Source organism: Candidatus Methylarchaceae archaeon HK02M2 (assembly GCA_024256165.1).
Taxonomy (GTDB): Archaea; Thermoproteota; Nitrososphaeria; order Nitrososphaerales; family JACAEJ01; genus HK02M2.
The window spans coordinates 1-15,521 of record JAKLZG010000039.1; the positions used below are offsets into that span (position 1 = coordinate 1).

Here is a 15,521-nt window from a genome sequence, read left to right on the forward strand (position 1 = left end):
CAGCTATTAGGGGCTCTACTGCTATATTACTTTTAGCCTGATTCTTCATCTTCAATAATTCTCCTAAAGTCAAAAGCTTCACATGTGTGAATTACAGGCAATAGAGCTCGACACGAAGGCGAGGACTTTATAAAAGCGCTAAACCTATTCATATCTTTGAAATATTAATTTTCAATCTCAAAAATTTACTATTATTTAAGTTCTCATTTAAAATTAGAATGGAAAAAAACTTTTTCTTTGAATTGTTTGATCCTTAAGTTTATTCCCGTATCTGGGTATCACAATTCTTTATATTTATAATTATGTGTTTACACTAATTTGGATGTGTTATATATATATGAAATTCTCTAATAAGAATAATAGGCAGTTAAGAGTGTATAATTGCTAATATTATAAACTATCTCGTTCTCCTTTGAAAATTACAACTTCTAATGCCTTCATTAAAATTGGGCTTACCTTGGTCAATGATGACTTAAATTATCTTATTGATTTCTGGTTGAAATATTGCATTGTGGGCAAGATTCATAAATCAATATTTCAGGAAGAAATAAAAAAACCAATTCATGAGATTTAGATTGCAGCGAGCTTTATCAAGACGAACTTTAACCTCTGAAAGGCGATTTGGTTTGTAGATAATATCTTTAAGTATTTTATTTTTATTAACAATAAGAACAGCCTCAGATGAATTTAATACTCCCTCCTAAATAACCAACTTCACCCTTGGTTCCATGTCTTCGACTATGTTTGTATATTGAAGCAGTCTATTTTGATAAAATATCAAAAATGGGCGCTGACAACCGAAATGTATAGGAGGTAGATATGTCCGGACTGTATTATTTGTTTCCGACTTTGGTTGCAATCTTTTTTTCCTTTCTTATTGTACGGGCTGGAGCAATTGCACTAATGATGACCGGTGTTGACAGGCCAAGAGCAGTATTTCAATCGCTTTCAGCATTTACAGGAACTGGGTTTACAACACGTGAAGCCGAAAAAGTAGTCAATAATCCGCAGAGGAGGAAAATCATCAGCATCCTTATGATACTAGGGAACGCAGGAATTGTGGCAGTGATCATTTCGGCTACTTCATCTGTCGTAACGAGCAAAGGATATGAACTACCTATTCATTTCGTTCTCTTCGTGTTTGGGGTGTATCTTATTTACAGACTCGGGAAATCCAGGGGGTTTACTCAAAAATGGGAAAGCTTTATCGAACGAAAGCTCGTTCGAATTCAAGCTTTTGAAGAAGGCACAGCAGAAGATCTTCTCCATTTCCTTGAAGGATATGGCCTTATAAAAAAGACCATCAAAAAGGATTCACAACTTATTGATGTGTCACTCGCAGAATGGAGGTTCCGCAGCCCCGATATTATTATCCTCGGAATCGAGCGTGGCAATAATTGGATTCCAATCCCCAGAAAACATCATGAAAGGGTACAGGAGGGTGATAAAATGGTGCTCTACGGTAATCTCAAAAGCCTTAGGGAAATCCTTGATGAATAAAGTGGTATGAGGGGATAATCAGATTGGGTTCCATCATATCTTGAGTCTTAAGGATCCTCAATTATTAGATAATTCTAGAGAACTATTATTTATAACAGAATATTATTGAGGAGGAAAGAATCATGGCACAAAAAAATACTGAACAAGCTGTAATATGCCAAATTTGCAAAAAGCCAAAAAAAATGAGCGAGGTCTTGTCAGCAGAATTGATCAGAGAACCTATTGTTAAGGAAATTCAAAAAACATATCCTGATTGGTCTACCAGTGGTTTTATTTGTATCGATGATCTTAATCATTTCAGGGCAGAGTATATCCAAGATATTATCGAAGCAGACAAAGGTGAACTTTCTGCTTTAGAAGAACAGGTTGTCAAAAGTCTTCAGGAGCAAGAACTCCTGTCAACGAACATTAATATTGAGTATGACAAACAACTAACATTAGGGGAACGGTTAGCTGATAGGATTGCAGATTTTGGGGGAAGCTGGGGATTTATAAGTATTTTCATCGGTGTCCTATTATTATGGGTAGCCATAAACTCAACTATACTTGTCCGAAAGCCCTTTGATCCATATCCATATATATTCCTGAATCTCATCCTTTCATGCCTCGCTGCGATTCAAGCTCCCGTCATCATGATGAGTCAAAATCGACAAGAAGCAAAGGATCGATTACGGGCAGAATACGATTATCGTATTAACTTAAAAGCAGAACTGGAGATTCGCCATCTGCAGGAAAAAATTGATCATCTTCTTATGAATCAATGGAACAGGCTGTTGGAAATACAAAAAATACAAATTGACTTAATGGAGGAGCTCTCTCATAAAAAATCTTGATTGTTTGTCTCTTTTTAGTGAAGATTTCAATTTGCCAATCATTTATAATCGCCAATATTTATTTCTACTTGAAAGTTTTTCTGAATGCATTGAAATAGATGTGCGTATTTGATGTAAAAAACCTATAAGACTTTGCACTACTTGATTCTGCAGACTTGTAGGTATCTTTGAGAAAAAAGGCATGCTACTTCGGGGAGAAAGTCGCACGGTACTGCATTAGTTATATGGAGGTAAAACTTCTTCCTGTACTTCACACCTCTCAGTGTTTAAATAAAAGTGCATCTTTCATATGGGAATTAACACTTCAGAATTTCTAAAAATGGTTCAGATTACTCATAATCATAAAAAAACCGTCTTCCTATTCCTTTAAAATTAATACCCTTAAGAAAGGTTTCCATATGACAGTACAACTGGTATTCTACAGCGATCGTGAAGCAACAAAAGAGAGCACTGCCTTCACACGGCAGGGGTCGCAGGTTCAAAACCCGCATCGCCCACCATTTAAATCAAGTTTGTGTCGAAAGGCACAGCCCCTTTTTGTTGAATTGTCTGGTGTTTTGTCTGGCAGGGGGATATAATGACGAACATGAGCAAGTTAGTGTCTGATTTTTTAAAGGGATTAGCAATCTTTTCTGTTTTATGTAATCACTATGTTAATTTTTACACATCTTTAAAGTTATCAGAATTTGCAAATGGATTCATAGCAGTTTTTTTTGTTTTAAGCGGCTATGGAATTTATGCATCTCTGAGCAAGTCCTCCAAATCTGGAGAACTATCTCTATCAAGATTTTACCTAAAAAGATTTCTGAGGATTTATCCTCTTTATTTTTTATCAGTTTCCATTTTCTTTTTTCTTGAAACGGGGGAGTTCAACCTTTATACATTTCTTGCAGTTCCCTTTGTGCAGGCTCCAGGTATATACTGGTTTATCACTTCACTTCTCCAGTGCTATATTATCGCCCCCTTTATATATCTACTTATCGTTAAATTAGATAAATTAAGACTGCTAATAATTAGTCTGTTGACTTTAGTTGCTACTTATATGATTTATTTGCACTATGGGATTGGGTTTACAAGGGCAAACTTTGTTTACAGGTTTGTCCCTCTTGGGCACATTTACTTATTTCTAGGAGGAATGATTCTTTACAGTATTGAAAAACCCGTGAAAACAAAAATACATATATTAATAGCACTGATATTATTTCTATCTTCAGTCATTTTAACTCGAAATAATTCTGTGCTATTTGATGGTTCTGGAATGATATTTGGTCTTTTCCTGCTAGTCAGTTCTATCTACATCTGTTATGCATTCACAAGTATGCTTCATAATAAATTAATATTTTCTGGTTTAATTTGCTCTTTAGGAATGTGTTCATATTCGATTTACCTTTTTCATGTGTTTTATTATAAGGCTCTTGTAAAAGCAAATATAATCCACGTTGATTCTATTGTAAGCGTTATAATCACTTTCTTGTTGCTACCTGTCTTTGTGTATCTAATGTCTATTATGGAAAGAGCCGTTTCAATTACCAGTTCAAGGCTTCTTCAAAAGAACTAGGATTTCTTATCCAACATCCCCACCGCCCTCTGCTTGTGGCTCGGAGCGAGGTTGGCATACCTCATAGTCATACTCAGGCTGGAATGCCCAAGCAGTTCCGAGATGGTATTTTTACAGATGCATGGTCCGAGGACGGTTTATCTTAAGTATATGTTGACACTATAACATTAGAAGAAATGAGTGATAGTACACCAACCCCCGTTGGCTACAACCCCACATGGCTCATCATAACCCTTGTCAGCCTAACAGTCGCTGGTGGTTTTATACTGAGAAAGAAAATGGCAAGGTGATAGTTCCATGTGCAATCTGATTGAACATCACAAAAGAAGCCTGCCTTTGGGAACAAATAATTCCTGAAGGTGGGCTATCTTTCTGTTCGATTTCTTTTGGAATTTGTGAGTCCCTCAATTTAGCTGCAGTTTATAGTTGTAGGTGCACTAAATAATCTGAAACACCAGCCTTGTTTACCCCCTTTCTTCCTGAAATATGTATTCTTGAATCTGTCCTATCAATGCAATATTACAAACAGAAATTAATAGAATCATTTTCTATATTTTTTGTAGATTAATTTTATCTATTTAAGATAAAATTAACTAACCCTTTCGAGTAAAAACCCATTTCTATAAAGATAGATAGACGTGGCTTTTTTTAAGGAATAAAACCTAAATCCCAAAGAATTAATCAATGATGGATTTACTTTCTCAACTAATGAGAGGAGGTGGTAGTGAGATTCACAGCTTCATAAAAGTACAGAAACCATATGTAAGACCATAATACAAGAAAAAGAGGGTGAGGAAGATGGTTTTTACAAGAGCAATAGGGATTTTAATACTAGTTTTGGGGATTTGTCTTATGAATGATTCTGCATTGGCAGTCGATGATGATGATGCAATGATTGATATGGATAATCACACCGCAACATTCACAGGCACATGGACAAAATCTACAAACAGAATTCTCTACTATGGGGATAATTACAGATATGCTGTATGTAACGGAAACGATTCTGACGCCGGTGCAGTAACAGCAAATGCGAGTTTTAACTCAAACTCGATAGGCATACTTCCAGATATTACAGGTAGATATGCTGTCTATGTCCGCTGGGTAACTCATCCAAACCGCACAAACTCTGCCAGATACCGCATTTATAGAGGAAACACATCAACACTGGTAGGAAGCTGCACACTGAATCAGGAGCAAAGAGGTGGTGAATGGGTCTTTTGTGATAACGTACAGCTTAGCTCTTCTGTTCCCGCAATTGTAGAGGTGGGGAACAATTGTGAACTCAACCAAATTGTTGTAGCAGACGCAGTAAGGTTTGTGAGGATAACAAAGGACGGTGATGACATTTATGGCAATACCTTAACAGCTTTGCACATTTTGGATGAGCCTGGGATAGAGTATGTTGCACTTGGTTCAAAAATTGTTTCTACTATATCAAGCGTCTGCTCTTCTCTGACTGATCTTGCATCGATCTCTCTTACTGCACCTACATCCGGCTATATCCATGTACAGGCAAGTGGAATTTACAATCCCGGTACTGCCTCCAAATGGGTTCGTGTTGGAATTGACGACGCTTCTGGTGGTTCAACCTTCGATAATCTGGCACCTTACCTCGAAAGCGATGTAATTGGTGTATATTATGACGAGAAGAGTTTTTCTCTCAACATAGTGTATAATGTCTCAGCCGGAACAAAAACTTACTACCTCAAGGCGTGCAGAGAAGACACCTCTACAACTGGTACATTGTGGTGGGATTACTTCACCGCAACTTTTTACCCAACTCGTTATTAATTCAGTTAATTTAAGGGCAGAGGGAGCGAATGCTCCCTACTGCCTTACATCTATTCACATCAACATTACGGTTAGGTGTAAGAATAATCTTTTTGTATACCTAAAGCAGAGTCAGCACTGGCTATGCTTTTTTGTTTGTTTCTCTTGATAATCCTCAGTGTTTAGAGTATGTCTGGGATGTTTCTTTGTAGGTGCAGTAAACAAAAAGTCTATGCGTAATATGGGGTGAAAATTGCAAAAAGGAATGCACTGTTTATTTCTCCCGGAATTTCACACCGAGCCTATTGAGCCAGATGTAGATTTTTTCATGGAAGTCACAGCCCTCACGATACCCAAAGGGCATACTATCTGAGGAACTCAATACCCTTTGACCTGTGTTCAGTTTTGCGGACTACTGTGAGAATCATTTAGTGTTGATTTCAGCCCTGAGGATACGGAGTGCACCTACAAACAAATACATTAAGCGGAGTATAATAAGAATTAATGATTACCGATAGAAATATGCAATAAGAAAGGGCCAGTGGAATATCTCGCCTTTAGTTTTTATGAAAAAAGATTAATGGCAGGAGAAGTCAAGTGGGTCATTAGATTGGGGCAGGTCAAGGAAGTATCTCATATAGGAATATAAGACAGAATCATAACGCTGTTATGAAAGATCGAAAAATATTGAATTTTGGTATTAATGCGTATTAATTTAATCAAGATAGAAATATGTCTTTATCTAATTGAGTATTTTTTATTTAGTTATATGTAGAAAAATTTTTTCTTGAGGTGATTATTATTTTTGTTCGTTTAATAACCACTCCAGCTACAATGCAAACTAAATGGGCACCTCCTATTGGAATCGCCCATTTAGCAGGTTCTCTGAAAGCACATGGTATTCACGCTCATTGTATTGATTTGAATCCTGATTATGCTCACGGGGCATGGATTTCAACAGAAGAATTAGGGGTAGAACCTAAACTTGAAGCTGCTGAGAAATTTAGAGTTAAGTTTCATAAGACTGTTTATGATTGGGCGAAACAAGCATTGGATGGGCAACCTAATTTGATCGGCTTAAGTATCCTTTATCATGGTATGCTGGTACCTTCACTTGCCTTGGCAATGGAGATTAACAATCTTAGTCCAGATACAGTGATTATTTTAGGAGGCCCTTTTGCCCTTCCATCTAATCACGCTTTATTATCTCATGTGTTACAACATAAATCAGTTAGTGGAATATTACAGGGAGAAGGGGAACAGGCTATTTTGGACATTGTTGAGGCAATAGAAAAGTCGCAACCAATATCAAATGTCCCAGGAATGTGGACTAAGCAGGGAGAGCGAGTTGTAGTTACACCAACCAGAACTCAACTTGACCCTAATGAATTGCCTCTTGCAGATTTTAGCGATTTTGACCTAAAAAAATATTTCCAATATCGCCTGTTAGGCGCATTTCCTATATTAGGAAGCCGTGGGTGTATACGTCGTTGCACATTTTGCAATTCTCGTAAACATCATCCGCACTTTGGTCAGAGATCTGTTGAACATCTTCTGAAAGAAATTGAGAGAGATATAAAGGAATACGATATCAAGGAAATTGTATTTGCTGATAATCTTATTAATGGAAACCCTCCTGTATTCAAAAATATATGTCGAGCTTTAATAGGTGCAAAGTTTGGAATTAGAATTTATGGATTTTTAGCTTTATTACCTTCGGTTGACGAAGAAATGCTGGATTTGATGCAGGATGCAGGTTTTTCTGGTATCCTTTTAGCGTTGGAAACTCCTTCTACAAGAGTTCTAAAAGACATGGGAAAATTTCTACCTCGAGAAGAAATTGTAAGAATTATACGAGGTTCAGTAGATAGGCAAATAAAGCCTATTATCTATTTAATGCATAGTTTTCCTTCAGAAAGAGAAGAAGATTTTTTACAACTTCTTCATTTTGTTGATGATTATAACCCTTCTGACTTTTTAGAAGTGGCAACTTGGCCTTTCCGTCTATCTCAAATTCAACCTGGCGAGCTTGATATGGATTTTGTTCGTCGTTTTAACATTGAATTGCTTGATGGTTATGGATATGACCAACACGACGCACGAGTTGCTTTTGGACGAGAACCTCGCTGGCAAAGCAAGTGGGTCAATGATGATATTAAAAAAGAGAGGCATTTACGCATAGCTAAGCATCTACAAGAATGGTACATTAAGGGTCAGACATTAAAGGCCTAGCGACCGAAAATGCTGTAAAGGTTATGGATGCGATCTTCACGTTGGTTCATTCCTTATAATGTTTTACTCTTCATATTCTAAAATTAAGGTGTCCGCGTTTTATAGCATTATTTGTCGATTATCAGAAGTAATCTACATCATTATAGCAGGATTTCATTTTGCTTATTTCAGGAAGGAAGAGATTAGCGGACTGTTAGGTTAGTGCGAAGGAGTGAGACCTTTACCCTTTCTCAATACACTCACTTAGTTGTATGTCTCCCTTTTTCAGTCTGACCATTTCTATTGCTTCTTTGGCCACCTTTCTTATCTGATCCAGCTCAAAGGGCTTTGCAATGCAATAGAATGCTCCATTTTCATTGCGCTAACTACCGCTTCTACCGTTGCATAACCTGTTATCATTATTACCTGTGTATCTGGATAAAGTTCTTTACATCTCTTTAGAATCTGAATCCCATCCACCTTTTTCATTTTTAAATCTGCAAGCACAACATCAAATTCTTGGTTCTCAAGGATTTTCAAGGCATCTGGCCCACTCGATACCCCTAGTACCTCATAACCTTCCTTTTCCATCACATGAAGAAGGTTCTTAAGTGTTATTGTTTCGTCGTCAACGATTAATATTTTTATGTTGCTTTGCATCAGCTCTCATTATTAGTTATTCTTATTATATTTTTTCCTTCCCTAATTGCGATCCCTTCCCAGAATTTACAGTTATGAAGCTTTTGACACTTTTCACAAGTGGTGATACCTTCTCTACTGTGTAACGCGTATCTTTTATGGTGCACCGCACACTACGCCATGTCTTCGTGCAGTCCTTTTTCTTAATTCTCTTCATAAATAAAATCTAACAAGTATTGAAAAAAATTAAATGTGATAATGATTACAGATAATTACCATAAAAAGGGTTACAGCCAAACCACTCCCGAAAAAATATGGGATACACATGAGGCATTTATAGCCTACTGATTACTGATTAAAGGAATATAACATGCAAATTAAAATGGTGAGTTTTTCTTTGCAAAAGAGGAAAGGATTATTATTTGTACTATGTATCTTTTGAGAAGTCTCAATGAGTGCTTGCTTCAGGAAGAACAGTTGCCTCCTTTGTCGCTAATACGACTTTAACATCTTTCACTCCAAAGGCAACACACCATTTTTATCAATGCTACCTGATATTTTGCGTTTCTAAGTCAACCTAAATATTGATGATTATTGATTGTTAATATGCAATAAAATAAAGGAGCTTAAGTAAACGGGGGGGAACAAATCCCCCCTATCTCACATTACTCTCCTTCCTCTTCTATTTATTTACCCGTTTCTTTTCCTGACTCAACTATTTTCTTTTTACTTTCCACCTTAGCTATCTTCTTAATAGGCCTGATAGCAACTTTATTTGCTAAGTTCTTGCCTTCAACCTCTGTGTACTTGACAGCCACATAATTGCCAATCTTCACATCTGCAAGCATCTTCTTCTCTTTACCCAAAGTAAAGCTGGTCTCTTTGTCAGTGGTGATAATAGTCTCCTGTTCTTTACCCTTTACGTTCTTAGCTATAGTAATGGTCTGGGCTTCTGTATCTAATGCCTTGACCTTTCCATCAACATAATGCACTTTGGGCTTCTCAGTTGGTTTTGCCATCTCAGCCTTCTTCTCTGCTGCGAAGGATACTGAGGCAAGAGCAAATGTAAAGAGTACTACCACGATAATCGGTATCGTCTTCTTCATTTAAATCACCTCCTTTCGCCAGAAAAGATGATTGGGCAATGACCTCGCCAGAACTAACTGCATGTAAATAATACACTACTTATGGTACAATGATGTGGGGCAGGTCACTCCTTTCTTCATTAAAGACGCACTACAAGGATCGTTTATAGATTGTTTGCTAGACCTACTATTACGCATGTATGAGTAACTGAACCACCTGTGTATTTAAGGTGGAAACAAAAAGACAAAGCCGTTCCTGACTCTGCCTTATTTTTTCTGTATTAAAAACTTCTTTGTGATTATTTGTTATAAGGCACAGGGGTAATTTTCTCCCCGTGCCTTAATCCCGATTGTAGTTCTGTCAAAAATACTGATTGGTGCCAAAATATTCAAACTTAATATCCAAGTCGAAGTCGATATATCTCTTTCATAGTTCCTTGAGAAGTAGCAATGTTGGTCGTTCCTATGCCTGTTACTACCCCATAAATATCTGCTAAAGCTCCTGTTCCATTACTTACTGAGCCAGTAACTGACAACGTGACCTCTCCAGTAGTAAGGGTGTTGCTGTTTGTTAAACCAACGGCATAACCAGACTCTTCGAAAGTCCCTAATCCTAGGAAAGAGGATGTAGTTTGAACTGTTGCAAAAATAAAGGGTTCTAATAAATTTAAAGGGGGCGATAATAAAGTAATCGTCCCGGAAGAGGTTCCAATTACATCACTCCCTATAAGAATATCTTGCTCATATTGAAATCCTGCTATCTGTGTAATATCGCCTTCATGACCAGGCACAAAAATAGGTGTTGAAGATTCTCCGACGGCCTGAAGTTCAATTTCAACCTCCTGAGCCATACTCCCCTGAGCTAAAAAGCAAGTGAATAAAACAATGAAACAAATATAAATACTTTTCTTTTTCAGCATCTTATACCTCCTTATCTTTAAGTGGTAGTTTTTTTAAAAAAAGAACTTATGGAAAGTTATCACCCCCTTTCATCATAAATACTCCTGTTTAAAAATTAATCTCTTAATTCTGCAGGGTATATTCTTCTATTCCCCCTTTTCACTAATTTGTAATTGTGGTAGGAAGAGCCTTTATCACTCAACATTGTATTACAGTATTACAGTATTACAGAATTACAGATAAACTTAAATTATCAATTAAAAAATCTATTTATTTGTTAAACCTGTTGATGATTATAGGTATCGAGTTTTGTAAGGATCCCCGTTAGCAGAAACTTTTTGAATGCAGATTTCTATGTAAACTGTGGCTCTTTATCAAAGCTCTGAGAGGTGTGGAGTACAGGAAGTATTTGAGAATCTTCTTAATCCCTAAAAATGGTGTGTGTTTCTTATGATATTTATTAGGTGAGGATTACACATGTAAATACGCATCCTCAAGGATAATCGAGATTGCGGAATCCACCTACAAGTCTTTATTATTTGACAGACAAGAAAATTGATGATTATTGGTACAAATATGCTTCTTTAAACACACTTGCAGCATGTTGCCACATCGTGGGATAGCTGGTCCCTAAATTGAAGTAAATCTCTTCACATCACACAGTGCAGAGTATCTCATCATATCCCGTAAATTTGCACGTAATGACTGTAGGCTTTTTAGATCCTTGGCAAGATTAACAGCTGTTACCACCTCTTCGGGCTCACAATGACAATGCAGAGTAAAATTTAATACTTTATCTTTAGCTTGAAGAGCAAACAAAAACCCCTATAGAAGCCTACAGGGGTTTTTTATTTATTGGATTTCTTTATCCTGTCTTTAAACTTTAACTTTAACTACAGGACAGGGAGCCTGGCTAACAACCTTTTCTGTAACATTCATACCAAGAACTTTTTTGACAAGACTCTGTTTCCCATCTCCCATTATGATCATATCGCTTTTTTCTTCTTCAGCCACTTCGACAATCTTTTCTTGGATATCTCCTTCTTCGACTCTTGTTGTTACCACAGCACCCTTAGCCTTTGCGACATCTTCAATTTCAGATATGAGTCGATCTCTGTCACCGTTCAATACATCTTCAATATTTCTAACACCTACTAGGCTGAGATCTCCTTCATAGGAAGGTACAACCTTTAAAACTGTTACTACGCATTTTTCATCCTTGACTGATTTCAAACCTTCAGTGAGGACATCGATTTTCCCATTAACTGCGATGAGCACTTTTTTGTAACCTTCCATTTCCTTCCTCCTTTGTATTTAATAAAGCTTCTTTCATTTTTTTATCCTTAAGCTTTCCTTGAATTAGAAAGAAGCAAGAAGAATGCCATAATATAACTAATTGAAAAATAAGGGAAAAATGGAAGGCTGTAGCCGAGGAAGTGTTTCATATTTGAACGGATATGAACATTATTCTCTTCAGGTGAGATTTCTATTTTTTCAAAATACGCCAAAGACTGGTTCTCGATATGACAAGAATCCCTGCAACCTTTGATTTATCGCCTCCGAACATCTGAAGAACCTCTTCTGCATAATCCCTGCTGAGGTTGTCTATAGTCTTAATTCTGTCTGGTTCAAGCGTTCCAATATGGAACACCTTTAGACCCTGGGGAAGGATATCAGAATGATTTTACTCGTTAGACCGATCTAACAAAGCTATTGGCTCCATAATTGGCGTCATTGCTTGTGGACTGTCAGTGTAACTATATACCTTTCTGGTCAGCTTTCAGATGTTTGTTCTAGGAAGAAAGGGGTAAACGAAATTTCTATTTCAGGTTATTTGCTGCACCTACAAGTATTGATTTTTGAGGTCATAAGAAATTTGTTGATTTACAACAGAAACAAACAAAAAAAGGCAGAGCCATTGCTGAGACCACTTGTAACAAATTAATTATATCCTTTAATTATTTCTTAAAAGACTTGGTTATCGCTATTTTAGAAGGAGATCTCAATTCCTAATACCAAGCCTTTTCATTTTTGCAAGTGCCTATGGACTTGACCCTTTCTTTACCTTCATATGCATAAACCGTTGAACATATAGATATTGTTGCTATTCCTATTATCCATGCTGCCAGGCTCTTTTACTTTCCGTTTTCTCCTTTTTCAGTTCATGCTTCTCGTCTTTTCCCGAATAAGAAGCATGTTTGGACTACTAACGTTGAGTTTGATTGTTGTTTGGAGCAAATGCCCTTCTCGATTCCTGCCGTTGTACTTGATTGCTGACCTGAGGAGTAGCCCTGGGTTCTACACGACGCACAGTGTTGTTGGACAGAGTGGTACTCCTTGATTCCTGCCGTTGTACTTGATTGCTGACCTGAGGAGTAGCCCTGGGTTCTACACGACGCAATTTTTGATTTGATGAAATCGACTTTGGATCTTCGAATACATTGACGTGCATTGAAGATATGGGCTTACTTCCTTTGAATACAGAAATATTCCTACTTAAAGCACTGTTTCTATTAGTCAATCCTATGGTTCTTTTAGTATCCAGAGTTGTTTTTGGTGGTAAATGCTTCTGTTGAACAACCTTTAAAGGCAGAGAAGAAAGATTAATCTGTTTGACAGAAGGTCTTCCTACTGATAACTTCAATCTCGCAAGAAATGGATTGGCAGGTGCATTTGTAACCTTAACATCTACTCCTTTAACAAAATTGTCATGATGAACAACAGTAACAGCATGAGCTACTTTAGAATTTAAATAAACATTTGTTACAATTACATTCTTTATGTTAACCTTTGTAATGTTTACACTGTGATAACCATAATAGCCATGTCCGTAATACATTTCGCTTGGTGCAAGTGGAACCCATGATACATAGGTCGGTGTATATATCCAAGCCACAAAACCAGGCCCCCAGAAAACGTCATTTAATGCAGGTGGTACCCAAAACCATCCTATGCCAACCCTTAATGCCCATCTGCCGTAATGATATGGTACCCATCCCCACGGTTCATAAGAGATCCACACATAATCATCATTCATCCATATCCATCTTCCTTTCCTATAAGGTGCCCAGGTAATATCTGTTATGCTAGGACTCCAGACATAGCCATAATCTGGTGTATGAACCCAATGACCATACTGATCAAAATCAACACAATAGATATCAAGAGTCGCGGGAAGATACTTTATGCTTATCCCCGTTCTCGCAATATAAGAATCTCTTGATAAGTTCCAACTTAACCATTCATCGTTAGGTCTCCTTGGAGAAAGCTTTGCATAATTATTGGTGTCAACTGAAATCATATCTCCACTATCAACCTTTGTATTCCCATACATTCCTTCGACATAAACAGTACCGTTTATTACAGAAACTTCTGTATATCCATCTTCATAAACATATACATTAAATTTTGCTGAACTATAAGCCATGGCAGAAATTAGAGGCGTATCAACTTGAAATACAGAATTATTATCAGCAGATCCCTTGTAATTTATATATGTTCTCCCTTGGCTTACGGCAACTTGGGTAATATTATCTCCGCAATCTCTGCTCAGATTTGTTATATCAACACTCGTATTGTTGTCAGCACGGATATAAGACCCACCAAGGAGTTGTATTTCCAACCTGCCATTTTCAGTAACCCATACTCTATCTCCAGGCATAAGTGGAAGGTTTATCGATGCAACTACCCATTCAGTCCCTATATCATTTCTCTGAACAACAACGTCGCCTTTTATAAGGCTTAATCTTGCCGCACCAATAACATTAGCAAATGCTGATAAACATATCATCAGACATGTAATAGAGATAATGAAAACCATTAGAAGCTTTTTCATACAATACCTCCTTCATTCTACCTATGCTCACAGCAGAGTTACTATGAAATCCATGCCCTTATTAAATAATACGAATGAAAGAAGGCAAGTCTTCGGAAATTATTTTAGATATGTGCAAATTACTGGTGATTCTTTTTTTATGATGATTAAAGGCTAATGGTATCGACTCGTTATTCTAATAAGTTTAGTTTCTGAGGAAGAAATATCCCCAAATATTTTCGAATGTAAATTCCACTATTTAGAAATAATTTGATGTGTGTGTTTGAATGCAAATTATGCAGTGTCCGAAAAGTTTCAGCAGTGCGTATTTCTATGTGAACTATGCATTTTTATCAAGTCTATAAGAGCGTTTATTACAGGAAGTAGTCCGCTTTTTTAGGGAAATGCTTTTAACTATTTGCTACACCTACAAGTAAACAGTGTTGAGATTTATTAAATATTGCGGATTACTTCATCTAATCCACACTCCGGGTTATTATTCTTGGATGAAGATTTCAATACAATTCTTCAATTTGAAGAGTAACTGAATATTGAGGAATACTGTTATATCATTTCCATCTCGATATGTTCATTAAGAAGTTAGTAAAGGCGCTTTTTCTTTTTGTAAGAGGAGACAAGGAATGTGCCTTTGCCTCCCAATTATTAGAAATTTATGGTACTTCAAAATATGTTGTCCAGATATAAAAGTTATCAAGACTGCCTGTGGGTGTCACAGCAAGGTAAATATAGTATATGCCTGAGGGAAGCTCTGAGATCGGTATATCACCAAAGAGATACTCATCTATTGGGCCGGGTGTATTTATCTTCCATTGATTAAGCCCTATCGAGACTGGTTGAAAGCTATAATCTGAAGTGAGTAGATAGACATTATCGGGTTCTATTGATGGAGCGAATATGCCAAAATATACATCAACAGTCTCTGAAAATTGACTGATGTTGATATGAATGCTAAGGGTATCTCCTCCCGTAGCAACAGGACCAACACCGATAGGTCTTGCCAGAGTTGGGTCTACAGCCTTTTTTGGTGCATCTGTAGAAGGGTATGAAAACCCTTGCTGAGAAGAAGGTACCAGCAGGTATTCCTGTCCAATAAGCTTTAGAACTATTACATCAGAGCATAAGCTTATGCTGTAAGTACCTATGTAATAGCTACTGCCCACGACAACTATCTTTCCGTCAGGCTGTAT

Annotated in this window: 13 protein-coding genes; 5 read left to right on the forward strand and 8 right to left on the reverse strand. The window is 37.0% G+C overall.

All coding sequences use genetic code 11. The features are described 5' to 3' along the window. The first annotated feature begins 819 nt into the window (after positions 1 to 819). The 5 genes from L6N96_03165 (at position 820) to L6N96_03185 (ending at position 7,896) form a co-directional block, all read left to right on the forward strand. Entirely contained in the window at positions 820 to 1,500 is a 681-nt protein-coding gene (locus L6N96_03165; GenBank protein ID MCP8323162.1) for a hypothetical protein, read from the forward strand. Positions 1,501 to 1,622: 122 nt separating this feature from the next. Then, the gene (locus L6N96_03170) at positions 1,623 to 2,333 is read left to right on the forward strand and encodes a DUF1003 domain-containing protein (GenBank protein ID MCP8323163.1); all 711 of its coding nucleotides are present in this window, start codon (positions 1,623 to 1,625) and stop codon (positions 2,331 to 2,333) included. A gap of 577 nt (positions 2,334 to 2,910) precedes the next feature. Beyond that, positions 2,911 to 3,891 carry an acyltransferase gene (locus L6N96_03175; protein MCP8323164.1) on the forward strand — a complete coding sequence of 327 codons (981 nt, stop codon included), beginning with the start codon at positions 2,911 to 2,913 and terminating at the stop codon, positions 3,889 to 3,891. A gap of 798 nt (positions 3,892 to 4,689) precedes the next feature. Continuing rightward, positions 4,690 to 5,685 (forward strand): hypothetical protein, encoded by a 996-nt coding sequence (locus L6N96_03180; protein ID MCP8323165.1) that lies wholly within the window; start codon positions 4,690 to 4,692, stop codon positions 5,683 to 5,685. An 813-nt stretch (positions 5,686 to 6,498) separates the two neighbouring features. Beyond that, positions 6,499 to 7,896 (forward strand): B12-binding domain-containing radical SAM protein, encoded by a 1,398-nt coding sequence (locus tag L6N96_03185; GenBank protein ID MCP8323166.1) that lies wholly within the window; start codon positions 6,499 to 6,501, stop codon positions 7,894 to 7,896. Between the two features lie 303 nt (positions 7,897 to 8,199). On the opposite strand, the gene L6N96_03190 is transcribed toward L6N96_03185, so the two are convergent. From L6N96_03190 to L6N96_03225, 8 genes are all read right to left on the reverse strand, one after another. Further along, positions 8,200 to 8,535: a response regulator gene (locus L6N96_03190; GenBank protein ID MCP8323167.1), complete on the reverse strand. Its 336-nt coding sequence runs from the start codon at positions 8,533 to 8,535 to the stop codon at positions 8,200 to 8,202. Between the two features lie 25 nt (positions 8,536 to 8,560). Next, positions 8,561 to 8,731, reverse strand: coding sequence for a hypothetical protein (locus L6N96_03195; GenBank protein MCP8323168.1), 171 nt, complete (start codon positions 8,729 to 8,731; stop codon positions 8,561 to 8,563). Between the two features lie 469 nt (positions 8,732 to 9,200). Then, positions 9,201 to 9,620: a hypothetical protein gene (locus L6N96_03200; GenBank protein MCP8323169.1), complete on the reverse strand. Its 420-nt coding sequence runs from the start codon at positions 9,618 to 9,620 to the stop codon at positions 9,201 to 9,203. A 374-nt stretch (positions 9,621 to 9,994) separates the two neighbouring features. Next, the gene (locus L6N96_03205; protein ID MCP8323170.1) at positions 9,995 to 10,450 is read right to left on the reverse strand and encodes a hypothetical protein; all 456 of its coding nucleotides are present in this window, start codon (positions 10,448 to 10,450) and stop codon (positions 9,995 to 9,997) included. 679 nt (positions 10,451 to 11,129) lie between these two features. Further along, positions 11,130 to 11,318 carry a hypothetical protein gene (locus tag L6N96_03210; GenBank protein ID MCP8323171.1) on the reverse strand — a complete coding sequence of 63 codons (189 nt, stop codon included), beginning with the start codon at positions 11,316 to 11,318 and terminating at the stop codon, positions 11,130 to 11,132. Between the two features lie 57 nt (positions 11,319 to 11,375). Next, a complete protein-coding gene (locus L6N96_03215; GenBank protein ID MCP8323172.1) occupies positions 11,376 to 11,795 on the reverse strand; it encodes a universal stress protein in 420 nt (139 codons plus the stop codon). A 910-nt stretch (positions 11,796 to 12,705) separates the two neighbouring features. Then, on the reverse strand, positions 12,706 to 14,334 hold the full coding sequence (locus L6N96_03220; GenBank protein MCP8323173.1) for a FecR family protein: 1,629 nt from the start codon (positions 14,332 to 14,334) through the stop codon (positions 12,706 to 12,708). A gap of 650 nt (positions 14,335 to 14,984) precedes the next feature. Continuing rightward, positions 14,985 to 15,521, reverse strand: a 537-nt coding sequence (locus L6N96_03225; GenBank protein MCP8323174.1) for a hypothetical protein, incomplete at its 5' end; no start/stop codon positions are given.